The organism is Pseudomonas sp. SD17-1 (genome assembly GCF_029201585.1).
GTDB classification, from domain to species: Bacteria; Pseudomonadota; Gammaproteobacteria; order Pseudomonadales; family Pseudomonadaceae; genus Aquipseudomonas; species Aquipseudomonas palmensis.
The window spans coordinates 4,563,444-4,587,692 of sequence record NZ_CP104044.1 but is presented as its reverse complement, the minus strand read 5'-3'; the positions used below and the strand labels follow the sequence as shown (position 1 = coordinate 4,587,692).

The 24,249-nt window shown below is 65.8% G+C and carries 20 protein-coding genes and 1 tRNA gene; 9 read left to right on the top strand and 12 right to left on the bottom strand.

Going from position 1 to position 24,249, the window contains the following annotated elements; all coding sequences use genetic code 11:
- Positions 1-38: 38 nt before the first annotated feature.
- From N0B28_RS20835 to bglX, 3 genes are all read right to left on the bottom strand, one after another.
- A complete protein-coding gene (locus N0B28_RS20835) occupies positions 39-1,382 on the bottom strand; it encodes a sigma-54 dependent transcriptional regulator (protein ID WP_078479560.1) in 1,344 nt (447 codons plus the stop codon).
- Complete coding sequence (locus tag N0B28_RS20830; protein WP_043860785.1) at positions 1,376-3,133, bottom strand: ATP-binding protein; 1,758 nt, start codon at positions 3,131-3,133, stop codon at positions 1,376-1,378. Before N0B28_RS20830 ends, N0B28_RS20835 begins: the two co-directional genes overlap by 7 nt.
- A gap of 63 nt (positions 3,134-3,196) precedes the next feature.
- Positions 3,197-5,491: a beta-glucosidase BglX gene (gene bglX / locus N0B28_RS20825; RefSeq protein WP_088515508.1), complete on the bottom strand. Its 2,295-nt coding sequence runs from the start codon at positions 5,489-5,491 to the stop codon at positions 3,197-3,199.
- A gap of 184 nt (positions 5,492-5,675) precedes the next feature.
- Between bglX and N0B28_RS20820 the strand changes: the two genes are divergently transcribed.
- The 4 genes from N0B28_RS20820 to N0B28_RS20805 all read left to right on the top strand — a co-directional run bounded on the left by N0B28_RS20820 (position 5,676) and on the right by N0B28_RS20805 (position 8,979).
- Positions 5,676-6,272 carry a LemA family protein gene (locus N0B28_RS20820; protein WP_043860787.1) on the top strand — a complete coding sequence of 199 codons (597 nt, stop codon included), beginning with the start codon at positions 5,676-5,678 and terminating at the stop codon, positions 6,270-6,272.
- Positions 6,272-7,009 carry a TPM domain-containing protein gene (locus N0B28_RS20815; RefSeq protein WP_058540923.1) on the top strand — a complete coding sequence of 246 codons (738 nt, stop codon included), beginning with the start codon at positions 6,272-6,274 and terminating at the stop codon, positions 7,007-7,009. The genes N0B28_RS20820 and N0B28_RS20815 overlap by 1 nt, the downstream gene beginning before the upstream one ends.
- A gap of 26 nt (positions 7,010-7,035) precedes the next feature.
- On the top strand, positions 7,036-7,653 hold the full coding sequence (locus N0B28_RS20810; protein ID WP_275728470.1) for a TPM domain-containing protein: 618 nt from the start codon (positions 7,036-7,038) through the stop codon (positions 7,651-7,653).
- Between the two features lie 108 nt (positions 7,654-7,761).
- Complete coding sequence (locus N0B28_RS20805; RefSeq protein WP_275728468.1) at positions 7,762-8,979, top strand: SAM-dependent methyltransferase; 1,218 nt, start codon at positions 7,762-7,764, stop codon at positions 8,977-8,979.
- An 88-nt stretch (positions 8,980-9,067) separates the two neighbouring features.
- On the opposite strand, the gene N0B28_RS20800 is transcribed toward N0B28_RS20805, so the two are convergent.
- Both N0B28_RS20800 and N0B28_RS20795 read right to left on the bottom strand, forming a co-directional pair.
- Positions 9,068-9,955 carry a DMT family transporter gene (locus N0B28_RS20800; RefSeq protein ID WP_253086613.1) on the bottom strand — a complete coding sequence of 296 codons (888 nt, stop codon included), beginning with the start codon at positions 9,953-9,955 and terminating at the stop codon, positions 9,068-9,070.
- A 163-nt stretch (positions 9,956-10,118) separates the two neighbouring features.
- Positions 10,119-11,147, bottom strand: a complete 1,029-nt coding sequence (locus tag N0B28_RS20795; protein ID WP_275728464.1) for a DUF4917 family protein — start codon at positions 11,145-11,147, stop codon at positions 10,119-10,121.
- Positions 11,148-11,338: 191 nt separating this feature from the next.
- On the opposite strand from N0B28_RS20795, the gene N0B28_RS20790 reads away from it, so the two are divergent.
- The 4 genes from N0B28_RS20790 to N0B28_RS20775 all read left to right on the top strand — a co-directional run bounded on the left by N0B28_RS20790 (position 11,339) and on the right by N0B28_RS20775 (position 16,916).
- Positions 11,339-11,878 carry an RNA polymerase sigma factor gene (locus tag N0B28_RS20790; protein ID WP_043859744.1) on the top strand — a complete coding sequence of 180 codons (540 nt, stop codon included), beginning with the start codon at positions 11,339-11,341 and terminating at the stop codon, positions 11,876-11,878.
- Positions 11,871-12,839, top strand: coding sequence for a FecR domain-containing protein (locus N0B28_RS20785; RefSeq protein WP_275728460.1), 969 nt, complete (start codon positions 11,871-11,873; stop codon positions 12,837-12,839). The genes N0B28_RS20790 and N0B28_RS20785 overlap by 8 nt, the downstream gene beginning before the upstream one ends.
- Before the next feature lie 68 nt (positions 12,840-12,907).
- Positions 12,908-15,322: a TonB-dependent receptor gene (locus N0B28_RS20780; protein WP_275728459.1), complete on the top strand. Its 2,415-nt coding sequence runs from the start codon at positions 12,908-12,910 to the stop codon at positions 15,320-15,322.
- Between the two features lie 7 nt (positions 15,323-15,329).
- On the top strand, positions 15,330-16,916 hold the full coding sequence (locus N0B28_RS20775) for an alpha/beta hydrolase-fold protein (RefSeq protein ID WP_236066239.1): 1,587 nt from the start codon (positions 15,330-15,332) through the stop codon (positions 16,914-16,916).
- Positions 16,917-16,988: 72 nt separating this feature from the next.
- Here the strand turns inward: N0B28_RS20775 and N0B28_RS20770 are convergent, their stop codons facing one another.
- The 7 genes from N0B28_RS20770 to N0B28_RS20740 form a co-directional block, all read right to left on the bottom strand.
- Positions 16,989-18,692, bottom strand: coding sequence for a SulP family inorganic anion transporter (locus tag N0B28_RS20770; RefSeq protein WP_043860081.1), 1,704 nt, complete (start codon positions 18,690-18,692; stop codon positions 16,989-16,991).
- A gap of 218 nt (positions 18,693-18,910) precedes the next feature.
- On the bottom strand, positions 18,911-19,594 hold the full coding sequence (locus N0B28_RS20765) for a hypothetical protein (protein WP_146094981.1): 684 nt from the start codon (positions 19,592-19,594) through the stop codon (positions 18,911-18,913).
- Positions 19,595-19,782: 188 nt separating this feature from the next.
- Positions 19,783-19,856: transfer RNA gene (locus N0B28_RS20760), tRNA-Gly, on the bottom strand.
- Between the two features lie 117 nt (positions 19,857-19,973).
- Positions 19,974-20,858, bottom strand: a complete 885-nt coding sequence (locus N0B28_RS20755) for an alpha/beta hydrolase (protein WP_043860083.1) — start codon at positions 20,856-20,858, stop codon at positions 19,974-19,976.
- A 320-nt stretch (positions 20,859-21,178) separates the two neighbouring features.
- A complete protein-coding gene (locus N0B28_RS20750) occupies positions 21,179-21,871 on the bottom strand; it encodes a 16S rRNA pseudouridine(516) synthase (protein WP_043860084.1) in 693 nt (230 codons plus the stop codon).
- A 32-nt stretch (positions 21,872-21,903) separates the two neighbouring features.
- Complete coding sequence (locus N0B28_RS20745; RefSeq protein WP_078480620.1) at positions 21,904-22,125, bottom strand: cysteine-rich CWC family protein; 222 nt, start codon at positions 22,123-22,125, stop codon at positions 21,904-21,906.
- A 25-nt stretch (positions 22,126-22,150) separates the two neighbouring features.
- On the bottom strand, positions 22,151-23,620 hold the full coding sequence (locus tag N0B28_RS20740; protein ID WP_043860086.1) for a sensor domain-containing diguanylate cyclase: 1,470 nt from the start codon (positions 23,618-23,620) through the stop codon (positions 22,151-22,153).
- A gap of 213 nt (positions 23,621-23,833) precedes the next feature.
- On the opposite strand from N0B28_RS20740, the gene N0B28_RS20735 reads away from it, so the two are divergent.
- Positions 23,834-24,247, top strand: coding sequence for a hypothetical protein (locus tag N0B28_RS20735; protein ID WP_275728456.1), 414 nt, complete (start codon positions 23,834-23,836; stop codon positions 24,245-24,247).
- The last annotated feature ends 2 nt before the right edge of the window (positions 24,248-24,249 follow it).

The window sequence follows — 24,249 nt, the reverse complement described above, 5'->3', positions numbered from 1 at the left end:
TCCGCTCATTGGCGGCGCAGCGATAGGCAAGAATCCGCCTATGAGCCGGGGCGTTCGAGGAAGTCTTCGCGCACCAGTGCGTGGCGTTGCATCTTCTCGTTCAGGGTGCGTCGGGGCAGTTGCAGCTCCTCGAGCACCGCCTTGATGTCGCCCTGATGACGGCTCAGGGCGGCGCGCAGGCACTGGGCCTCGAAGGCTTCCTGCTGGGCAGCCAGCGATTGCCCGGTATGCGCCACTGCCGCCGATTGCGCATCGTCCAGGCCCAGGGCGTGGCGCTCGGCGGCGTTGGCCAGTTCGCGCACGTTGCCCGGCCAGTCGTGGCTGAGTAGCCGGCCCAGTTGTGCGCCACTGGGGTCGGCGGCGCTGCGGCCCAGGCGCTCGGCGGCGGCGCGGGCAAAATGGGCAAACAGCAGGGGGATGTCTTCGCGCCGCTCGCGCAACGGCGCCAGGCGCAGTTCGGCCACGTTCAGACGGTACGCCAGGTCTTCGCGAAAACGCCCGGCGCGGGCTTCGAGCAGCAGGTCGGGCTTGGTGGCGGCAATGATGCGCAGGTCCACGCTGATGCTCTGGTTGGCGCCCAGGCGCTCGAGCTTGTGCTCCTGGATCACCCGCAGCAGCTTGGCCTGCTGGGCCAGCGGCATGCTCTCGATCTCGTCGAGGAACAGCGTGCCACCGTTGGCATATTCGAGCTTGCCGATGCGCTTGCCCTGGGCGCCGGTGAAGGCGCCGCTCTCGTGTCCGAACAGCTCGGCCTCGAACAATTGCTCGGGGATCGCCGCACAGTTGAGCGCCACGAACGGCTTGTCGGCCCGCGGGCCGAAATCATGCAGGCACCGCGCGACGCGCTCCTTGCCGCTGCCGGTTTCGCCGCGTATCAGCACATTGACCGGCAGCCCGGCCAGGTCCAGCACCTGGCGACGCAGTTGCTGCAGGCCAGGCGACATGCCCAGCAGGGTGTTTTCCAGGCGCACCTTGAGGTCGGCCTGTTCATGCAGTCGGCGGTTCTCCAGCACCAGCTGGCGTTTCTCCAGGGCGCGGCGCAGGCTGCCGAGCAGGCTGTCGGGGCTGAAGGGCTTTTCCAGAAAATCGTAGGCGCCATTGCGCATGGCTTCGACCGCCATCGGCACGTCGCCATGCCCGGTAAGCAGAATCACCGGCAGGTCGGCATCACGCCCCTGCAGTTGCTCCAGCAGTTGCAGGCCACCCATGCCGGGCATGCGCACATCGCTCAGGATCACCCCGGGAAAATGCTCGGGCAGCTGTGCCAGACACGCCTCGGCACGTTCGAACAGCTGCACCTCGAAGCCGGCCAGGCTCAGCCACTGCTGCACCGCGGTACGGATGCTGGCCTCGTCGTCGACGACAATCACCGCATTCAGCATGCAGGCTCCGGGTCGCAGGGCAGGGTCAGGCTGAAACGCGCACCGCCGGGCTGGTTGTCGACCTGCAGGCGTCCGCCGGCTTCATGGATGATGCCGTAGGAAATCGCCAGCCCAAGGCCCAGCCCTTCGCCCACCGGTTTGGTGGTGAAGAATGGGTCGAACACGCAGCCCAGGTGCTCCTGCTTGATGCCGCCGCCGCTGTCGAGCACGCTCAGGTGCCAGTGGTCATGCTGCTTTTCGATACGGATCTCCAGGTGTTTCCAGGTTTTGTCGGCCATGGCGTCCAGGGCGTTGCGCAACAGGTTGATCAGCACCTGTTCCAGGCGGATGGCGTCGCCGCGTACCCAGGCCGGACGCGCCAGGTACAGCGCGGTGCTGACGCCCTCGGCGCGGATGCGCGGGTCGAGCAACTGTAGCGCCTGGTCGACCACGGTGGCCAGGTCCAGACGTTCGCGCAGGCCGCTGGGGCTGTTGCGGGCAAAGGTTTTCAGGTGTCCGGTAAGGGCCGCCATGCGCGTGAGCATCTGGTCCAGCGGCTGCAGGGCCTGGCGTGCTTCGTCCAGGCGCTCGCTGTCGAGCAGCAGGCGCAGGGTGGCCAGCTGCATGCGCTGGGTGGTCAGCGGCTGGTTGAGCTCGTGGGCCAGCGCGGCGGACATCTGCCCCAGCGCCGCCAGCTTGGTCGACTGCACCAGGCCCTCCTGAGCCATACGCAGTTCATGGGTGCGTTCCTCCACCAGGCGCTTGAGCTCGTCGCGGCTGCGCTGGCGCAGGCGGGCCAGGCGCAGGCGCTGGCTGATGAACAGCACCGCGAACACCAGGGTCAGCCAGACGGCGGCGGCCGTCAGCCCGGCGTTGCGCTCGTCATCCCCGGTGCGCGGTGTGCGCAGCAGGTGCAGGGTCCAACCCTCGGCTTCCAGCGGCAGGCTTTCCCACAGGTAGTCGGTGTCGCCTTCGGGGCGCTGCACGCGCACCAGGTGGCTGTTGTCGTCAAAGCGGGTCAGCACCTGGCGCTGCAGGGGCAAGAGCGACTTCTTGTCGTACTGGCGGGTGGCGTCCAGCTCATTGAAATCGGCCGCCGATAGCGGGTTCAGCTCGCGGTAGCGCCAGCCGTCCTGGTTGGCCAGGAAGATGATCCCGCGGGCGTCGCTGACCAGCAGCACGTCGCTGCCCTGGCGCCATTCGCGCTCAAGCTCGGGAAACTCCAGCTTGACCACCATGGCCCCGAGAAACCGCCCCTGGTCGCCCAGCACCGCGCTGGACAGAAAGTAGCCGGGAATGCCGCTGGTCACCCCCACCGCATAGAAGCGCCCGCTGCCCTGGGTGCGGGTCTGCTTGAAGTACGGTCGAAAGCCGTAGTTCTGCCCCACGTAGGTGGTAGGCAGGCGCCAGTTGCTGGCCGCCACGGCCAGGCCGGTGTGGTCGAGCAGTTCGAGGGTGGACGACCTGGCGGCGCCGTTGATGCGTTCGAGCTTGCGGTTCAACGCGTCCTGGGTCGCTTCGCCCACCGGGCCGCCGAGGGCTGCGATGAGTTCGGAGTCCAGCGCCAGCACAGCGGGCAGGGCGCGGTAGCGTTCGATCAGGGTGTGCAGCGAGTTGGCGTACAGCGCCAGTTGCTGGCTGGCCCGCTGGGTATCGTCGAGCATGGCTTGACGCTTGGCCTGATTCATCGCCCAGCCGGCGGCCAGCAGGGTGCCGGCGGTGATCAGCAGCAGAATCAGGCCCAGTCGCACGGCGCGGTAAGTGAACGGCATGGCAAGCAGTACCCTGGCAGGGGGGAAGGCTGCCAGGCACTTCCCCGTGAACGTCACAGCGACTTACAGCAGCTCGAAGCGTTGCTGTTGCACGGTTTCGGAGTCCAGGCCGACCTGGACGTTGAACTCGCCAGGTTCGGCAACCCACTGCAACTGGCTGTTGTAGAACTTCAGGTCGTCCGGCTGCACGGTGAAGTGCAGGGTGCGCTCCTCGCCGGCCTTGAGCATGAGCTTCTGGAAGTTCTTCAGTTCCTTGACCGGGCGGCTCATCGAGGCGGCCACATCCTGCAGGTACAGTTGCACCACGGTTTCGCCGTCACGCTGGCCGGTGTTCTTCACGCGCACACTGACCTCCAGGCTCTGGCCCTGTTTCAGTGTGGTGCTCGACAGGCTCGGCGCCGACACACTGAAGGTGCTGTAGCTCAGGCCGTAGCCGAAGGGGTACAGCGGGCCGTTGGGCTCCTCGAAGTACTGCGAGGTGTAGTTGCCGGGCTTGCCGGGGGTGAACGGGCGGCCGATGCGCAGGTGGTTGTAGTACATCGGGATCTGCCCCACCGAGCGCGGGAAGGTGATGGCCAGCTTGCCCGAGGGGTTGTAGTCGCCCAGCAGCACGTCGGCGATGGCGTTGCCGCCCTCGGTGCCGCTGAACCAGGTTTCCAGGATGGCGTCGGCCTGCTCGCGCTCCCACGCCAGCGACAGCGGGCGACCGTTCATCAGCACCAGCACCAGCGGTTTGCCGGTGGCCTTGAGGGCCTTGATCAGCTCGCGCTGCACCGCCGGGATCTCCAGGGTGGTGCGGCTGGACGATTCGTGGGACATGCCCCGCGATTCGCCGACCACGGCCACCACCACGTCCGACTGCCTGGCGGCCTTGACCGCTTCGTCGATCAGCACGGCAGCCGGGCGCGGGTCATCGACGATTTCCGGGGCGTCGAAGTTGAGGAAGTTGAGGTAGTCGAGCACGGCCTTGTCGCCGGTCACGTTCGAGCCTTTGGCGTAGAGCACCCTGGCCTTGTCGCCCAGGGCACGGCGCAGGCCCTCGCGCACGGTCACCGACTGGTGCGGGCGACCGGCGGCGGCCCAGCTGCCCATCATGTCGATCGGGGCATCGGCCAGCGGGCCGACCAGGGCGATGGTGCCGGACTTTTTCAGCGGCAGGGTCTGCTGGCGGTTCTCCAGCAGCACCAGGCTGCGACGCGCCACGTCCCGTGCGATGTCGCGGTGCAGGCGGCTGTCGGCATAGGTGTCGGCCGGGTCGTCCTTGGCCTGGCCGATGCGCCGGTACGGGTCGGCGAACAGGCCCATGTCGTACTTGGCGCCGAGAATCTCGCGCACCGCGTTGTCCAGCTCGGCCGGGCTGACCGCGCCGGACTTGAGCAGCCCCGGCAGTTCCTGGCCATACAGCGTGTCGTTCATGCTCATGTCGATGCCGGCCTTGATCGCCAGCTGCGCCGCCTGCTTGCCATCGGCGGCCACGCCGTGGCGCACCAGCTCGGTGATCGCCCCATGGTCGCTGACGGTCACGCCCTTGAAGCCCCAGTCGCGGCGCAGCAGGTCGTTCATCAGCCAGGTGTTGGAGGTAGCGGGCACGCCGTTGATCGAGTTCAGCGCCACCATCACGCCGCCGGCACCGGCATCGATGGCGGCGCGGTAGGGCGGCAGGTACTCGTTGTACATGCGCGTGGGGCTCATATCGACCGTGTTGTAGTCGCGCCCGCCTTCCACCGCGCCGTACAGGGCAAAGTGCTTGACGCTGGCCATGATGCTGTCGGCGTTGGCCGGGCTGCGGCCCTGGAACGATTCGACCATCACCCTGGAGATACGCGACACCAGGTAGGTGTCTTCGCCAAAGCCTTCGCTGGTACGGCCCCAGCGCGGGTCGCGGGCAATGTCGACCATGGGCGCGAAGGTCATGTCGATGCCGTCGGCGGCCGCTTCCAGGGCCGAGGTACGGCCGACCTGGGCGATGGCCTGCATGTCCCAGCTGGCGGCCAGGCCCAGGCTGATCGGGAAGATGGTGCGGTGGCCGTGGATCACGTCATAGGCGAAGAACATCGGGATCTTCAGGCGCCCGCGCATGGCGGCGTCCTGCATGGGCCGGTTCTCGTCACGGGTGATCGAGTTGAAGGTACCGCCGATGCGCCCGGCGGCGATTTCCTCGCGGATTTTCTCGCGCGGCATTTCCGGGCCGATGCTGATCAGGCGCAACTGGCCGATCTTTTCCTCGACGCTCATCTGCTTGAGCAGGTTGGCGATGAACGCCTGTTTGTCTTGCAATGGCGCGGCGGCAGGCGAGTCAGCGAAGGCCGACTGGCTGGCCAGGCTGACGAGCAGGCCCAGCAAACACAGCTTGTTCATGAATTCTGTTCTCAAGGCTGCGGCAGTCGTCACGGTGCAGACTGGCAAGCCGAAGTTGGGGAAGCGGCTATTGTTGTAGTTTGCTGGGGCATCTTTTAGCCGATTGGGCCATCACGATCCAGCGGCGGCGTCGGATTATGCCTCAAGTCCGGCGCATTTCGAGCACTCACGGAGCGTAGCGACAATGCAGGTATCGAACAGAGCACGGTTGTGGCTGGTGCTGGCACTGGCCAGCCTGCTGGCCGGTTGCGGCATCAACAACATTCCCCAATACGACGAACAGGTCAAGGCGGCCTGGGCCCAGGTGCAGAACCAGTACCAGCGCCGTGCCGACCTGATTCCCAACCTGGTCGAAACGGTCAAAGGCTACGCCAGGCAGGAGCAGGCCACCTTGACCGCGGTCATCGAAGCGCGGGCCAAGGCCACCTCGATCAAGGTCGATGCCAGCACCCTGGACGATCCTGAAAAACTGCGCCAGTTCCAGGCCGCACAGGCCCAGCTGGGCGGTGCGCTGGGGCGCCTGATGGTGGTCTCGGAGCGTTACCCGGACCTGAAGTCGAACCAGAACTTCCTGGCCCTGCAGTCCCAGCTCGAGGGTACGGAAAACCGTATCGCGGTGGCGCGCAAGGACTTCATCGCCGCCGTGCAGCGCTACAACACCGAGATCCGTACCTTCCCCGGGCGCCTGTGGCACAGCGTGATGTACAGCGACATGCCGCTGCGCGAGAACTTCGAGGCCACCAGCGCCGATGCCGACAAAGCGCCTGAAGTGAAATTCTGATGCGTGCGCTCAAGGCGGCGCTGCTGCTGGTGCTGCTGGCGGCGAGCGGCTGGCTGTGGGCCGCGCCCCAGTTCCCGGCGCTCAGTGCACGGGTGGTGGACCAGGCCGGGCTGCTCGACGGCGCCACCCGCAGCCAGCTTGAGCAGATGCTCAAGGCCCACGAGCAGGCCACCGGCGAGCAGGTCGTGGTGGTGACCCTGGCCAGCCTGCACGGGCAGGCCATCGAGGACTATGGCTACCAGCTGGGGCGCCACTGGGGCATCGGCCAGCAGGGCAAGGACAACGGTGCGCTGTTGATCGTCGCCCCCCAGGAGCGCAAGCTGCGCATCGAAGTCGGCTATGGCCTGGAGGGCCGCCTGACCGATGCCCAGGCCTCGGTCATCATCAACAGCGTGATCACCCCGGCGTTTCGCCGTGGCGACTTCAGCCAGGGCATCGTGCTTGGCACGGCGGCCATCCTTCAGGTGCTGGGCGGCGCACCGCTGGACGAGCCGGCGCGGCCTCTGGCAGACGAGGCGCAGCAGCAAGGTGCGCCGGTCTGGGCGGTGGGCCTGTTCATCCTGATGATCATCATCGTGTTCGCCCTGCAGGGTCTTGGCGGGGGTGGCCGCGGTGGGCGCGGGGGCTTTGGCGGTGGTCTTGGCGGCGGTTTCGGGGGCGGCCTGGGCGGTGGCGGCGGTGGCTTCAGTGGCGGCGGCGGCAGTTTCGGCGGGGGCGGGTCCTCCGGCGGCTGGTAACTACACGACAAGAGACACACACGTAAATGGCATTGCTCAGTGAATACGAACAGCGTCAGGTGGCCCAGGCCATCGCCCAGGTAGAACAGCGTACCGATGCCGAGCTGGTGACGGTGCTGGCGGCGCGTGCCGACGACTATGCCTATATCCCGTTGCTGTGGGCCAGCCTGCTGGCGCTGGTGGTGCCGGGCGTCCTCTATTACCTGAGCGGCTGGCTGAGCGTGCATGGCCTGCTGCTGGCGCAGTGGCTGACCTTCATCGTGCTGTGCCTGGTGTTCCGCCTGCCGCGCCTGACCAGTTGGCTGGTGCCGCGCAGGGTGCGCCACTGGCGTGCGTCGAACCTGGCGCGGCGCCAGTTTCTGGAGCAGAACCTGCATCACACCGTGGGCCGCACCGGGGTGCTGATCTTCGTCAGCGAGGCCGAGCGGTATGTGGAGATCCTGGTGGACGAGGGCATCTCCAGTCGCCTCGACAACCAGGCCTGGAACGCCATCGTGCGCACCTTCACCGCCCAGGTGCAGCAGGGCCAGACCCTGCAGGGCTTTGTCACCTGCATCGAGGCCTGTGGCGAGCTGCTGGCGGCCCATGTGCCGGTGACCCAGGCGCGCAACGAGCTGCCCAACCGGCTGGTGCTGCTGGGCTGAGGCATGCGCGCTGATCGACAAATGCTGTGCCTGGGGCGGTCATCCACGTAAAATGCGCGCCATTGCGCGCCTGCGGGCGCCCCCCGCAACCCGAGGCACCCACTCCCCATGTCCGCAACCCCCACCGCCCAGGCCGCGCCGGATGCGCGTGCGCAGTTTCTGGCGCTGCTCGCCACCAGCCTGCACCAGCACACCTTCATCAAACTGGTGCTGGCGCGCCATGTCGGCGCCGAGGTCGACCTGCAGCGGGTAACGGCCAAGCCGCTGACGATCAAGGGGCAGGCCAGCCTGTCGTTCGTGTACCGCTACAAGACCCGCGACATCACCCGCAACCTGGCGCTGGACGAGGCGCTGACGTTGATCGGTGAACTGTTGCCGGCTTCGTTTCGCAACGCGCACCTGCTCAGCCTGAACGACGAGGTGCAGCTGGAGTTCACCAAGAAGGGCAAGCCGATGCTGCATCGCAACGCCGTGCAACAGGCGCGCGAGGTGGTGACCGGCGAGCATGATCGCGAGAAGAAGCGCTACCTGGAGCTGAGCCGGCCGTTTCTGCACGATCTGGGCGTGACCGACAAGCAGCAGGCGCTGATTCCGGCGATGTCGCGCAAATGGAAGCAGATCAACAAGTTCATCGAGGTGTTCTCCCATGCGCTGAGCAGCGCGCCACTGGCGGCAGAGCAGCCGGTGCGGGTGGCGGACTTCGGCTCGGGCAAGGGCTACCTGACCTTCGCGATCCACGACTACCTGCGCAACACCCTGCAGCGCGAGGCGCAGGTGACGGGCGTGGAGTTGCGCCCGGACATGGTCGAGCTGTGCAATGCCGCCGCCGCGCGCCTGGAGCATCCGGGGCTGAAGTTCGAGTGTGGCGATGTGCGCAGCGTGGTGCCCAGCGCCATCGAGGTGATGATCGCCCTGCATGCCTGTGACATTGCCACCGACTACGCGATTCATACCGGTATTCGCTGTGGCGCGGCGATCATCATGTGCTCGCCGTGCTGCCACAAGCAGATTCGCCCGCAGATGCACAGCCCGGGGTTGCTCAAGCCGATGCTGCAGTACGGCCTGCACCTGGGGCAGCAGGCCGAGATGCTCACCGACAGCCTGCGTGCGTTGTACCTGGAGGCCTGTGGCTACGAGACCAAGGTGTTCGAGTTCATCTCGCTGGAGCACACCAACAAGAACAAGATGATCCTGGCCACCCGGCGGCGCGAGCCGGTGGCGGCGCAGGCGTTGCTGGAGAAGATCCAGGCGCTCAAGGCGTTCTATGGGGTCAAGGAGCATTGTCTGGAGACGCTGCTGCGGGCAGATGGCTTGATTCCTGTCTGAACCTCACCACCGTCATCGCGGGTCAAGCCCGCTCCCACAAGGATCACCCTTACCTGTGGGAGCGGGCTTGACCCGCGATGGCGGCACCTCAGGCCTTGACCGGTGCCGGATGCACCCGCGCCTTGCGCCCCAGCACCACCGTCAGAATCACCCCGCCGGCAAACACCCAGGTGATCGGCGCCACCTGCTCGCCAAAGAACAGCGCCGACAGCGCGATGGTGAAGAAGATCTGCAGCAGCTGCACCTGGCTCACCCGTGAGATTCCGCCCAGCGCCAGCCCGGCGTACCAGGCAAAAAAGCCGATGAACTGCGAAAACAGCGACACATAGCCGAACGCCCACCAGGCCCGCGGGCTGATCGCGCCCTCATGCTGCAGCGCCAGGTACACCACCGGCCCCAGCAGCAGCGGGCTGGACAGCACCAGCGCCCAGCAGATCACCTGCCAACCGCCCATCTCCCGCGCCAGGCGGCCGCCTTCGGCATAGCCCAGCCCGCCCACAGCAATCGCCGCCAGCATCAGCAGGTCACCGGCCTGGATGTGTCCGGCGCCCATGATCATCGCGTAGGCCACCACCAGTGCGCTGCCCAGCGCCGCCCATGCCCAGAACGCCGTGGAAGGTCGCTCGTGGGACAGCCACGCCGCATACACCACCACGCACAAGGGTTGCAGGCCGTTGACCAGTGCGCCGTGGGAGGCCGGCACGCTCTGCATGGCCCAGGCCGACAGCACCGGGAAACCGAGAATCACCCCCAGCGCCACCAGGCTCAGGCCCTTGACCTGCTGCCAGGTGGGCCACTTTTCACGGCGCCACAGCAACAGCGCCGCTGCCGGGATCGCGGCCACCAGGGCCCGGCCCAGGCCGTTGAGCAGCGGGTGCATCTCCTGCACCACGATGCGGGTCATGGGCAGGGTCAGGCTGAAGATGATGACGCCGAGCAGGCCGAGGGCCAGGCCGGTGTTTTCGCGGGTAGACATGAGCGCGCCTGAGGGCTGGAGGGGCCGCTCATTGAGCCACAGGTGGGGTGGGGAATCTGGTTACAGTTGGCAACAAAGGTGTCCGTACAGTTGGGCGTCGCGCCGGCCTTTTCGCCGGCAAGGCCGGCTCCTACAGGCTTCGCGCCCTCCTGTGGGGGCCGGCCTAGCGCCGACGCCGCCCCACTGCCTTGGGCGGCGGCGCGGGCACATTCGCCAGCGCGCCCAGCGGGTGCGTGGTGGCATCGAAAAAATGCAGTTCGATGCCCGGGCACGCTTCGAACACCCGCGCGTAATGCTGCTTCTGGCTCACGATGGCCGCCTCGTTCACCGGCAGGATCGAAATGGCCAGGTGTGTCGGCTGCGCCTGGCTGATCGCCTCCACCAGGTGCCGGTCGGCACGGTCCAGGTGATGCCCGAACACGCACAGCCCCTCGCGCTGCGTCGCCAGCGCGGCGTAGCACCAGGTCAGGTAATCGGACCCGCGAATCGCCCGCAGCTTGTTGTCGCTGCTGTCTTCATTGACGAACAGCGGCACATCGCCCGGGGTGTTGATGGCAAAGCCGTCGAGCAACTGGCTGCCGCTGGCCGCCCGCTGGCGCGTGGTGCCGTGCTGGGTGCGCAGCAGGTGCAGGCCGCCATGCAGGTAGTGCATCCGCGTGCCCGGCCCCTGAGCCCGGCTGACGTCGAAATCGCCTTCCTCGTCGAACAGCTCGGCAAAGCCGTGCGGCGCCTGGTTCACGGCCCAGTGACAGAGCAGGTCGTAGTTGCTGGAAAACACGCGCTGGTAGGTGCGCAGCTCGGCGTTGATCGCGGCCAGGTGGGCAGTGGGCAGCAGCTTCCAGGGAATGTGCACGCTGCGCACGGCGTGGATCAGCGCTTCCTTGATCGCGTAGTAGCGGTTGAGCGGTGCCGACGAACTGATCGCCAGCGCGGCATTGACCTGCACGGTGGTGTTCAGGGCACTGAGCACCGGCGCGAACAGCTCGCTGTTCATCGATTTGAACAGTGCCTGGTCGGTGAGGCCGAGGGGCTTGTGGCGCACGCGCTGGGCCAGCTCGAACAACGAAAAGTAGGCGAACGGGCGCCAGATGGCGCGGCTGGCACCGTTGCCCAGCAGCAGGCTGGTGCACGGGTGGGCGGTATTGAGGTGCGGCCAGGCCGCCAGGGTTGCGTCGACTTCGGCGAGGGGCATGTGGATCTCGTAGGGATTTGTTGCACGTTGGCAGGGCGCGACTGTAGCACGCCGGCGCGTTGTCATCAGCGCTCCGGAACCTGCGGTGTCTGCCACCGGGTACTGAGGGCTGGCCGAAGGCAGAGGGAGTGTGTGAGAATGATACGAATTCCCATTAATGTTTTGTCTGCCTTATCACGCGCCGGACGCCCATGACCTCGCTTTCAACCCCCTGGACGGCCGGCGCGCCGTCGTTTGCGGCTGTCGCCGACGAGCTGCTCGCGCACTACACCGACCTGCGTCGCTACCTCGGCAGCCGACTGCGCAACCCCGATGATGCGGCCGATATTGCCCAGTCGAGCTTTGCCCAGGCCTACGCGCATGCCCTCAATGCCCCGGTGATCAATGCCCGTGCGCTGCTGTTCCAGGCGGCGCGCAACCTGTGCATCGACCAGTTTCGCCGGCGCAGTCGCGAGCTGGCGGCGCTGGAGGACTGGCTGACACGGGCCGATGGGCTCACCCCCAGCGTGGAAGAGATCCTGATTGCCCGCGAGCAGTTGCAGCAACTGATTGCGCGTATCGAGCGCATGCCGCGCCTGCGCCGCGAGGTGTTCGTGCGCGTGCGCCTGCATGGCCAGAGCCATCGCCAGGTGTGTGACGAGTTGCAGCTGTCGGCCAAGGCCGTGGAGCTGCACATCGGCCGCGCGGTGTTCGACCTGTCTGAACTGAGCCAGGCCTGCCGTCATGTCTGAGGCGCGGCCGGTTTCGCCACGCAAGGTACAGCAGGCGCTGGGCTACATGGCGGGGCTGCACAGTGACGACCCCTCCCGTGTGCGCGAGGTGAGCGGGCAGTTGCAGCGCTGGCGCAACAAAAGCAGCGAGCATGAGCGTGCCTGGCTGGAGGCCGAGCAGCGTTGGCAGATGATCCATCGACTGACCCCGCAGTTGCGCGGCTCGCTGGCCCCCGAGCCGGTCAACCTCGGCCGGCGTCGCCTGCTGCGCCAGGGTGCCGGCCTGCTGGCGGTGGTCGGGTGCAGTGCATGGCTGGGTTGGCTGTGGCAGCGCCGGCCACAGTTCGACCAGGTACTGCTGACCGAACATGCAGCGCCCGCACGCAATGTACTGCTGCCCGACGGCAGCCAGATGGTGCTGGCGGCCGAAAGCAACGTGCAGGTGAAGTACAGCAACGGCCAGCGCGAGGTCATGCTGGCCCACGGCAATGTGTTTTTCGACGTGGCCCACGAGCGCCTGCGCAGCTTCCTGGTCAGCACCCGGCTGGGGCAGGTGCAGGTGCTGGGCACCGCCTTCAGCGTCAGCGACCGTGGCGGCGATATCCAGGTGGCGGTGACCCGCGGTCATGTGAAGGTGCGCGGCCTGGATGGCGAGACCCGCGAACTGCTGGCCGGCGACCGGGTGCGCCTGGGCGAACCCGGTGTGCCGGGGCCGGTGGAGCATCACCCGCAGGCGGCCCCGAACGCCGAGCACTGGCGCCAGGGCTGGTGGTCGTTCACCGATGCACCGCTGGCCGAGGTGATCGACGAATTCAATGCCTACAGCAACCGTCAGGTGCGGCTTGGCGAGGGAGCGGCCGGGCTGCGCCTGACCGGCAGCTTCCCCAGCGACCGCCCCGACATATTGCTGAACGCCTTGCCCAGGGTGCTGCCGCTGAGCCTGATGCAGAAGGGTGAGTACACCTGGCTGCAGCTACGTTGAAATTTTTTTGAGGGGTAGTGGCCAGCTAGCGCGTCTTCCTGGCAACTCCCTAGCTCAAAGGACAGATCATGTCGTTTTTCCTCGCCCGGACCACGCGTTCGTCGCCTTCTTCGGTTATCCCCAGCACCCTTCGCCACCTGGTGCTGGCCTGTGCCCTTGGCGCGGCCAGCCTGTCGGCCGTGTCGGCCGAGCTGAGCGCAGGCACCCGCGTGCTGGCGCTCGACCTGCCCAGCCAGCCGCTGGATAGCGCGGTGCAGGCGCTGTCCCGCGAGGCGGGGGTGGCGATTGCCGCCGACAGCCAGTGGCTGGCCGGGCGCGATGCCCCGGCGCTGCAGGGCCGCTTCACCCTGCAACAGGCGCTGCAACGCCTGCTGGACAACAGCGGCCTGGTGGCCAGCGAAGAAAACGGCGTGATCATCCTGCGTCGCCCCGAGAGCGACGGCGCGCTGACCCTGGGTGCCACCACGGTCAATGCGCAGGTGGGCAACAGCAGCAACCCGCCCGAGCTCTACAGCGGTGGCCAGGTGGCACGCGGTGCGAAGGTGGGCATGCTGGGCAATCGCGACATCATGGAAACCCCTTTCAACATCACCGCCTACACCGCCCAGCACATGGAAAACCAGCAGAGCGGCACGGTGGGCGCGGTTCTGCGCAACGACCCGTCGGTGCGCTTCAGCACCGGTGAAGGCCACACCTACGAAAACTTCATGATCCGCGGCTACTCCATCGACTCCACCGAGCTTGCGGTCAACGGTCTGTATGGCCTGGCGCCCGATGGGCATGTGCCCACCGAGTTCCTGGAGCGCGTCGAGGTGCTCAAGGGCCCTGGCGCACTGCTCACCGGCATGGCCCCCAACGGCGGTGTGGGCGGGGTGATCAACCTGGTGCCCAAGCGGGCCGGGGATGCGCCACTGACGCGCCTGACCACCAGCTACGTATCCGACGGCTACTGGGCCGAGCACCTGGACCTGAGCCGGCGCCTGGGCGAGGAGAACCGCCTGGGCATCCGCTTCAACGGCGTGTACGGCAGCGGTGACACCGGGGTCGACGACCAGTCCAAGGACCGCACCCTGGCGTCCCTGGGCATGGATTACCGTGGCGATGGCTGGAAGCTGGAACTCGATGCCTACGAAAGCCACGAAAAGATGCAGAACGGCAGCCCGATGATGGCCGGCTTCAGCAAACTGGGCTACGTGACCAAGGCGCCCAAGCCGGATTCCAACATCCTCGACGGTATTTCGGCCAAGCAGATCAGCAAGGCGGTGATCCTGCGCGGCGAATACGAGCTGTCGGACGACTGGACGGCCTACGCCAGCGTCGGCGGTGCGCGTACCCGCTACAAGGGCTTCCTCAACGGCACGCGCTCGATCATCACCTCCGGCAACGGCGACGCAACCGCCGAAACCTACAACCAGGGCGGCTATACCCATAGCCTGTCCACCGAAGCGGGTGTGCGCGGCAACTTCAGTACCGGTCCGGTGACCCACCAGCTGGTGCTCAGCACCACCTTGCTGCACCAGGACATCGGTCGCGCCGCCACCGTAACCGGGGCAAAGTACACGACCAACATCTATCACCCCGGCAAGCCGATCATTGCCGGCAACATCGGCTCCAGCGACAAGACCGGCGACAACACTCTGTCGAGCTTTGCCGTGGCCGATACCCTGGGCTTCGTCGACGACAAGCTGTTGCTGACCCTGGGCGTGCGCTCGCAGCGGGTGCGCCAGAAGATGAGTTCGCCTTCGTATGACGAGCATGCGCTGACCCCGGCACTGGGCGTGGTGCTCAGGCCGTGGGAGGCGGATGTCTCGCTGTACGCCAACTACATCGAGGGCCTGACCCAGGGCGGCATGGTCAGCGACCTGTCGGCTGCCAACTATGGCGAGCAGTTCGCCCCGTACAAGTCCAAGCAGGTGGAAGCCGGGGTCAAGTGGGACCTGGGCGACTTCACCCACACCGTCAGCGTGTTCCAGATCGAGAAGCCGAGCATGATGCTCGACACCGCCAGCAACCGTTACACCGACGATGGTCAGCAGCGCAATCGCGGGGTGGAGTGGAACCTGTTCGGTTCGCTGACGCCGAGCGTACGCCTGCTGGGTGGGGTGACCTATACCCGTGCCGAGCTGACCAAGACCGCTGGCGGCAAGCTCGATGGCAACGCCGCGCGCGGGGTGCCGCAGTGGTCGGCCAACCTGGGCGGCGAGTGGGACACGTCCTGGGTCGAGGGCCTGACCCTGACCGCGCTGGCCATCCACAGCAGCTCGCAGTACCTGGATTCGGCCAACGAGCTGAAGATTCCGCAGTGGACCCGCTATGACCTGGGCGGTCGCTACAGCACGCGCATCCTGAGCAAGGACGTGGTGCTGCGCGCCAGCCTGGAGAACGTCGAAAACCGTGCCTACTGGGCCGGTGTGTTCAACGACGGCTACGCCACGGTCAGCGAGCCGCGCACGCTGAAACTTTCGGCCAGCATCGACTTCTGAGGTGTACATGCAACGACTCAAGACATTTTGCGCCGGCCTTGCGCTGGCCAGCCTGACCGGCGGCGCCGCAATGGCGGCCTCGCTGGTGCCCGGGCACAGCGTCAGCGGCGCCATCGGCCAGGGCCGGCAGCCGGTATGGACCGTGCCGCTCAAGGCCGGTGACTTCGTGCAGGGGCGCGTGGAGGGCGACGTCAGCGTGCGCCTGCTCGATGCCGACGGTCAGCCGGTGCGGTTGCTGGTGGACGGGCTGGACATGGTGCGCGACTTCATGTTCATCGCCCCCCATGACGGCCTGTATGGCGTGCGCGCAGAAGCCATCTCCACCCGCCCGCAGGCTGCCTATTCGCTCAAGCTGACCGGTGTCACCAGCGTGGCCGAGCAGCAGGCCCAGCAGACGCGCCTGCAAAGCCCGGTGATGCGCGAGCTGGCGGCGCATGTGGCCAAGGGGGGCGATACCCAGGCCTTCTGGAAGGCCCGCGAGCAGCAGGGTACGCCCCTGGTCGAAGCGCTGGCGGAGCAGCCCGGGCAATCGCTGGTGACCTTCCTGTGGCGAGGTGCCCGGCACAACGTTCGGGTATTCGGCGCGCCGTCGGGCAACCATGATGAGCTGCAGCGCCTGGGCGACAGCGATGTGTGGTTTCGTAGCTATGTGGTGCCTTCCAGCACCCGGATGAGCTACCAGATGGCACCGGACGTACCGCCCTCCACTGACCGCCGGGTGATTCTGGCCAGCTCCCGGCAAGACCCGCTCAACCCCAACGGCTTTGCCGATGGCAGTGGCGATCGCTGGCTGTCGCGCTCGCGCCTGGAGCTTGCCGACGCGCCTGCGCAGCCCTGGGTGGCGCAGCGCCCCGGGGTAGCCCGGGGCACGCTGGAGCGCCAGGTGCTGACCAGCAAGGTGCTGGGCAACCAGCGTGACGTGTACCTGTACCGGCCGCCGGGCTGGACACCGGGGGCGGCGGGGCAGGGGCTGCTGGTGCTGTTCGATGCGCATGCCTACACCCGGCAGGTGCCCACCCCGACGCTGCTCGACAACCTGCTCGCCGATGGCCTGATCGGCCCCACTGCTGCGCTGATCATCGCCAACCCCACCGACCTGTCGCGCCAGGTCGAGTTGCCACCCAACCCGCAGTTTGCGCGGTTCATGGCCGAGGAACTGATGCCCTGGGCGAAGGCGCGCGGGCTGTCGGCCCCGGCCGACCGCACGGTGGTGGCAGGTTCCAGCTACGGCGGGCTGGCCTCGGCCTACCTGGGGCTGCAGCATCCGGAGCTGTTCGGCAATGTGCTGAGCCTGTCGGGGTCGTACTGGTGGGCGCCGGAAGGAATGGAGCCTGGCTGGCTGACCCGCGAGTACGTGCGTGCACCGCGTGCGCCGCTGCGCTTCTACCTGCAGTCGGGGTTGTTCGAGGGGCCGAAGATTCTCGACACCAATCGCCAGTTGCGCGACGTGCTGCAGGCCAAGGGGTATCCGGTGGTGCAGGTGGAATACCCGGCCGGGCATGACTACCTGCAATGGCGTGGGTCATTGCCGTGTGGGTTGATCGCCCTGATCGGTAGCGGGCAGGGGACGCCGCAGGCCTGTGAGCCGCGTTGACCCTGCTGGCCGCTTCGCCGGCAAGGCGGGCTCCTGCAACATCGCCAGGAGCCGGCCTTGCCGGCGAAAGGTTTACTGCGCGACAGCCGCCTCGCGCCTGACCTTGTTGCGCCACAGTCGGTAGGCGCGAATGCCTGCCCGCACCGAGCCGTACAGCAGCTCGCTGCCCATCTCCCGCGCCAGCCCCGAGCGCACCAGCATCCGCAGGAAGCTGCCGCGGGCCCGGGCGATGCCCATCACGATGCCCTGGGCCATCAGGGTTTCACGCACTTCGCGCAGCGCCGCGATGCCGCTCACGTCGATCGAGCTGACCGCCTCGGCGTCGAACAGCACGGCGCGGGCTTCCACCTCCTTCTGCACCGCGTCGAGCAGGCGCATCTTGAAGTAGTCGGCGTTGAAGAACAGGATCGCGTCGTCGAAGCGGTACACCACCAGCCCTGGCACCGTGCGCGCGTCCTTGTGGCGGCGGATGTCCACCTGGCCCTCGATGCCGGGCGCCCAGCCCAGCACTGCATCGGTGGGCTGGTAGATGGTGTAGAGCAGGCGCAGGATCGCCAGGGTCACCGCGATGATGATGCCCGGCAGCACGCCCACGCCCAGCACGCCGACCGTGGTCAGGATGCACAGCCAGAACTCGAAGCGGCTGAGGGTGTAGATCTTGCTCAGCGACTTGACGTCGATCAGGCCCCAGCCGGCCATCAGCAGCACGGCGCCCAGGGCTGCCTGCGGGATCCACGCCATGGGCACGGTGAACAGCAGCAGGCACAGCGCGATCACCAGCGCCGCGATGATGCCCACCAGCTGGCTCTTGCCACCCACCATGTCGTTGACTGCGGTACGCGAGTCGGCGCCGCTGATGGCAAACCCCTGCGAGGCGCCGGCGGCCAGGTTCGACACGCCCAGGGCGAGGAATTCATGGTTGGCGTTGATCGCATAGCCATGGCGTGCGGCAAAGCTGCGTGCGGTCAGCATGGCGCTGCAGAAACTGACCGTAGCGATACCCAGGGCGTCACGCAGCAGGCTTTTCATCTCTTCGAGGTTGGTCTGCGGCCAGGCGAGGGTGGGCATGCCCGAGGGCACGTGACCGAGGACTGCCACGCCGAAGCGGTCCAGGCCGAACAGGCCGGCCACCAGGGTGGCGATGGCCACGGTCACCAGCGCTGCCGGCAGCTTGGGGTAGCGCCGAGGCAGCCAGATCAGCAGAGCCAGGCCGGCCAGGCCGATGAACAGCGTCAGCCAATGGATTTCGTTCAGGCGTTCGAGCAGGTTGATCAGGCTGAGCACGAAGCCGTTGCCCTCGATCTTGAACCCCAGCACCTTGCCCAGCTGGCCGGCCAGCAGGCTCAGGCCGATACCGTTGAGGTAGCCGATCAGAATCGGTCGGGAGAAGAAACTGGCAATGAAGCCGGCCCGTGCCAGGCCTGCGGCGATCAGCATCAGCCCCACCAGCACCGTGACGATCACCGACAACTGTGCCACGCGCGCCGGGTCGCCCATGGCCAGCGGCGCCACGGCACCGGCGACCATGGCGCAGGTGGCAGCGTCGGGCCCGACCATCAACTGGCGCGAGCTGCCCACCAGGGCGTACACCATCATGGGCAGGATGCACGCGTACAGCCCGACCTGCGGCGGCAGGCCGACGATCTGCGCGTAAGCGATGGCGATGGGGATCTGGATGGCGGCAACCGACAGGCCGGCCTGGAGGTCAGGGCGAAACCATTCGGCACGGTAACGCAGCAGGTTGGCGAGGCCGGGGAGCCAGCGGGAGAGAAACATGGACCGATCCTTGTGATGTTTCGGAGCAGCGGTGGGTTTTACCAAGGTCTTTGGGGGCGGTGTTGATCTGAATCAGGCGGGCGCAGATTTATCGCAGAATACCGTGCCCTGCGTTGCCCGCCTACCGAGTGCATGGGCAGCAAATTGCTTGCCGGGGCTGGAGTGACCACAAAAAACCCGCCATATGGCGGGTTTAGGGTGAGGCGCAGGACCGGCTGTTAGAGGTCTCTGCACAGCATCGTCTTACCGATGTTTCTGAGCGCCTCTGCATATTGCCTGCGCCAGTTTGCGCGCCAGTACGCGGCGTCAGGGAAGGTGCCGTCCGTGGAGCGAGCGGCCAGCACGTCGCTTGCAACGACCTCCTCGGGTTGTTGCTGGCTCAGCATGGGGAAGGCCATGTACGCCCGGAATCGCTTTGAATAGACCTTGTCGATCGCCGTACCCGTATAGGGTGAATGGCTGACCAGGCGCTCGCAGCCTTTGCTGGACAGAATGTAAGCATGGGTACCTTTGGCCCGTACACGGGCTATTCCCCTGTGCCAGGTGAGCCATACCCTCCCCAGATTCGCTCCAAGATAAAACAGTTCGGGTTCCTTCCCGTTCAGGAAGGTGTTGATCTGGTGCACCTGGCGTGGGTCGAAGGTCAGCAGGGTGGCGTCATCCTCGAGCACCAGTACCCGCCGATATTTACGCTCCAGAGCCATTTTTGCGCAGGTCACGTGGGAGTCGAAGCAGCCCCGCTCGGGATTCTCGCTATCGCGGTCCACGATGAGAAATTCGATGTTCAACCCGCTGCCTTCGAACTCCCGGGTCAAAAGGTCTCGACGGTCAGTCCGCTCCCGCAGGCTGATGCAGAAAACTCCGTCGATCTGCAACTGGCTAAGATCCTTTTGCTTGGACAACTCATCCCCCATGGATTTACCCAACTGAAATTTTCACCCTCTTGCTATCCGTCTTGGATGCGGGGTATCGATTAAGGGCATTATCCAGAACTGCCTGTAAGCAAGCCACTGTCATATGAGGCTGCGAGCATATTCAGTTGGATGGTTCGAGTGCTGAGGGAGCTTGTAACGGGGAGGGGGGAAGTGACTGGAGCGGGTGAAGGGAATCGAACCCTCGTTATCAGCTTGGGAAGCTGGAGTAATGCCATTATACGACACCCGCTTTCAGGCGCACTTTGTACCAGAACTGCGAGACGATTTGAAGCCCTTATTGCAATCGGCGGCTCGCGAGCCGTAGCGCCGGTCTGCCGCAGACCGGCGCTACACTGGCCGCGACCACTCAGATGGCCTGCGCATGCTGGCCGTGCACGAAGTGATACGGGGAGCGCGTTTCACGCGGTTGCGGGCCTAGAAACTCCAGCAGCACCTCGCGGGTGTCGCGGCAGGCCGCCTTGTGTTCCATGTCCAGGAAATGGCCGGCGCTGCGAATCGGCCTGAAGTGGCTGTGGCGCACGTGCCGGGAAAACTGCCGGGCATCGTGGGCAGTGGTGTATTCGTCCCATTCACCGTTCATGAACAGCACCGGAATGTCGATGGCCTGTGCGGCCCGCAGGGCCCGCCCAAGGTCGTGATCCAGCACCTGATGGATGTGGAAGTGCATCTGCGCATACTCATGCTCGGCCAGGCTGCTGACGTGGCGATGATTGAAACGCTTGAACAGCGAGGGCAGGTGCTTGCCGATGGTGTCGTTGACCAGTTTGCCCATCTGCTGGCGGTCGCAGGTGCGCAGGTAGTGCGAGCCGCGCTCCAGGTAGTCGCGCATCGGTTCGTTGATCACCGGCGAGAACGAGCTGACCACGGCCTTGCGAATGCGCCGCGGCTTGCTGGCCAGTGCCAGCAGGGTGCAGGCACCGCCCCATGAAAACGACATCAGGTGGTCGGCGGCGAAGTGGTCGATCAGCTCCAGCAGGATCCGGCCTTCGGTTTCCTTGGTCAGCAGGTGGTCGTTGCGGTTGTGTGCCCGGGACTTGCCCGAGTAGGGCTGGTCGTACAGCACGACGTTGAACTGCGGATGCAGGTTGCGCACCGTCTGGGCGAAAGAAGCTGTGGTGGCGAGCGAGCCGTTGATCAGGATGATCGTCTTCTCTGCGGCGTCCGCGCGATAGAACTCCGTGTAAACCCGGTACTGACCCTGTATATCCAGCACAGCAATTTCTGGCCTCATGTCATCGACTCCTGGCGCAAAAAGGGTATCCGTGCAAGCAAGCTTGCCCGGTCTTCATGACAGGTAGGCATACGCCTTGAAATGAAACGAGGGGCCCTGTGTCGATCCGTTGCCGGCTGGTCGACGGGTATTGTTGTTAGGTGGGCAATCTGCCGGACGCCAGCGCTTCGGGGCGCCGGTCACCTGCAAAAAGGTGCCTTGGACTGCGTTCGTGACCGATTGGTCACATGCAGACTGACGGTTGGATTCAAGCAGGCGCCCGGCCAACCCGCAAGTGCCGTTGGCGCAATCGATGATTTTTTTGCCGAGCGGTCGTGGCGTCAGATGGCCAGGATTTCATCCTGGCTCAGCGCACGGTATTGCCCCGGGGCCAGCTGCGGGTCCAGGTGCAGCGGGCCCATGCGCTCGCGGTGCAGGCGCGTGACCTTGTTGTCGAAGAAGCCGAACATGCGTTTGACCTGGTGATAGCGCCCCTCGACGATGCTCAGGCGCGCGCTGTGGCTGCCCAGCAGGGTGAGCTCGGCGGGGAGGGTGGTGAGGTTTTCGAAGGCGAAGTAGATGCCCTGGCCAAAGGTTGGCGCATAGGCGTCGGTGATCGGCTGCTCGGTCTCGACGTAGTAGGTTTTCGCCAGCCCTGTCTTGGGCTGGGTCAGGCGACGTGACCACTGGCCATCGTTGGTCAGCAGCAGCAACCCGGTGGTGTTGAAGTCCAGGCGCCCGGCGATGTGCAGGTCGTTCCGGTCAGGTTCGTCGAGCAGGTCGAGCACGGTGCGGTGCTGCGGGTCGACGGTGGCGCTGACGCAACCCATCGGCTTGTGCAGCATCAGGTAGCGCGGTGCACGCCCGGCTTGCAGCACCTGCTGGTCGACCTCGACGCGGCTGAACTCGCGTACCTCATGGTGCGGGTCGGCGATGGCCACGCCATCCACCCGCACCCGTCGTTGCACCAGCAGCAGGCGCACCTGCTGGCGGTTGAAACATGGCAGGTTGCTGAGAAAACGGTCGAGGCGCATGGCGGTTGGGCGTACAGAGGTGGGCGCGCAGTCTAACGGTTCGGCGCAGGCTTGGCTGCCTGCAATCGGGCATCGACCTGGGCGCATCGCGGGCACAGGCAGGCACTGTTGCGCAAATGCGCCGGCAGCGCTTCGAGCACGCGGGGATCGATCTGCACGCTGTAGCACCAGCAGGCCTGGGTGGCGCTGCGCGGGTCGGCGAGGCTGCACTGGTTGCTGGCGCCGCAGGCGGGGCACAGGCGGGTATCGTTCATGGTGGTGGCTACCGGGGGCGACGTTTTACAGTTCCGAGCAGACGCGATTGCGTCCACCCTGTTTGGCGCGGTACAGCGCATCATCGGCGCGGGCGATCAGGGTGTGCAAGGTATCGTCGGACCGATGGGCGCTCAAGCCGATGCTCACGGTCAGGTCGAGCACCTTGTCGGCATAGCCGAAGGCCAGTTGCTCGGTGCGCAGGCGAATCTTTTCGGCAACCGCCCGTGCGGCGTCGGCGTCGGTGTTCTTGAGCAGCACGAGAAACTCCTCGCCGCCCCAACGACAGATGATGTCGGTATGGCGCAGGCAGCTTTCCAGGATGCGCGCGAACTGACGCAGCACTTCGTCGCCGGCCAGATGGCCGTGGGTATCGTTGAGGACCTTGAAGTGGTCCAGGTCGAGCAGCAGTGCCACCAGTGGCATGGGCTCGCGCTCGGTGTCGAGCAGGGCCTGTGCCGCCAGCAGGTCGAAGGCGCGTCGGTTGGGCAGGCCGGTCAGGCTGTCGATTGTTGCCAGGGTCTGGATGTTGTCCTGATGGCGACGGATCATCGCATTGAGCAGCGACAGCACCACCAGGGTGATCATCGCGCAGATCACCAGGTTCATGTACAGCGACTGGCGTGCACTGTCCAGGGCCGTGCCGTCGCGCTTGTCGACGAACAGGTACCAGTCGAGCTCGGGGATCAGGCGCACATTGAGAAAGTGGCTGTGCCCATCATGGTTGTATTCGCGGTTGCCCTCCACCGGCACGGGCATTTTCTGCTGCAGGTCGGCCAGCGCTGGCACCTCGCGCAGCGTGAGCCCGCTGTGTACGCCTTCGGGGCCGCCGGCAGACCCGGTGAGCACGATGCGACCGCTGGCATCGACGAAATACACCGTACGCTGATAGCGCAACTGGTAGTCGCTCAGGCGCCTGATCACCGCTTCGACCGTCAGCCCGACGCCAGCCGCGCCGATGAACCTGCCCTGGTAGTCGAACACCTTGTAGTTGATGAAGACGGTGGGCTTGTCCTGGTTGGCCATGTCCAGGTCGACGTTGATCTCGTAGGGCGTGTCCATCGCCTTGACGCGTGCGTACCAGCGGTCACGCTCGGTGCGCGGGTCGACATGCTTGAGTACGCCCTTGGCCTGGTAGTAGATGCCGCTGGCCTCGGAGACAAAAAACGCCGTGTAGGCATTCTGATGCGCCATCACTTCATTGAGGTAGCGGGTGATGGGCATCGGGTCCTGTTCGCCGGCCAGGGCCCAGTCACGCAGGAAGGTGTTCTGGGCCATCATCGAGGCGATCACCACCGGGCGCACCAGGTCCCGCTGGATTTCGGAGTAGACGGTATCGGAGGTCAGCGGCAGCTCGGTGTTGATGATGTTGTCGCGGATCTCGCTGCGCGAGGCAAAGTAGCTGAGCAGCGACGTGGCCAGAAAGCCGCAGCCAAGCAACAAAAGCAATGCCAGCATCAACGAGCGTTGCGAGAACAGGGCGTAACGAAGCGGCATGGCAGATCCGTGGCGGGTACCGATGCGTCTTATTCTAGAGGGGCGCGCAGAAAATAACTGGACGATTTTCAGGGGTATCGGCCTTGTCACAATTTATTTCGAAAAACGCACGGCACGTCGATTCGGTGGTCTTAGCCTATGTCGATGAACGCTTGCCGATCGACGCCGACCAGCGCCGCTGGGATGTGCAGTTCAGCGGTCCGGGAGGCCGCCATGTATCGCCGACTTTTGCTGATTGTTGTGCTGGGTGTGCTGACCACCGCCTGTGCTCCGTATTACGGTGGCCAGGGCTACTACCGCAGTGATGTGTACACCGTGGACCGCTATGAATACCGTGGTTACGACCGTGGTTATCCCTATAACAGGGGGTACTACGTGGTGCCGCAGCCTCGCTATTACGCCCCCGCGCCGCGTTACAACCGCCCGGCGCCCGTGCCTCAGTACCGCCCGGTACCGGGGCATGGCTACTACAATGTGCGCCCCGCCCCAGGGCGTTACTACCAGAACCCGCGCTATGGTCAGGGGCAGCAGTGGCATCAGGGGCGGGACAATGACCGTGGGCGCGATCATGGGCGTGACCGGGGTCGCAGCGACAACGGCTGGGGCGATCGCAACTCGCACCGGTGAAC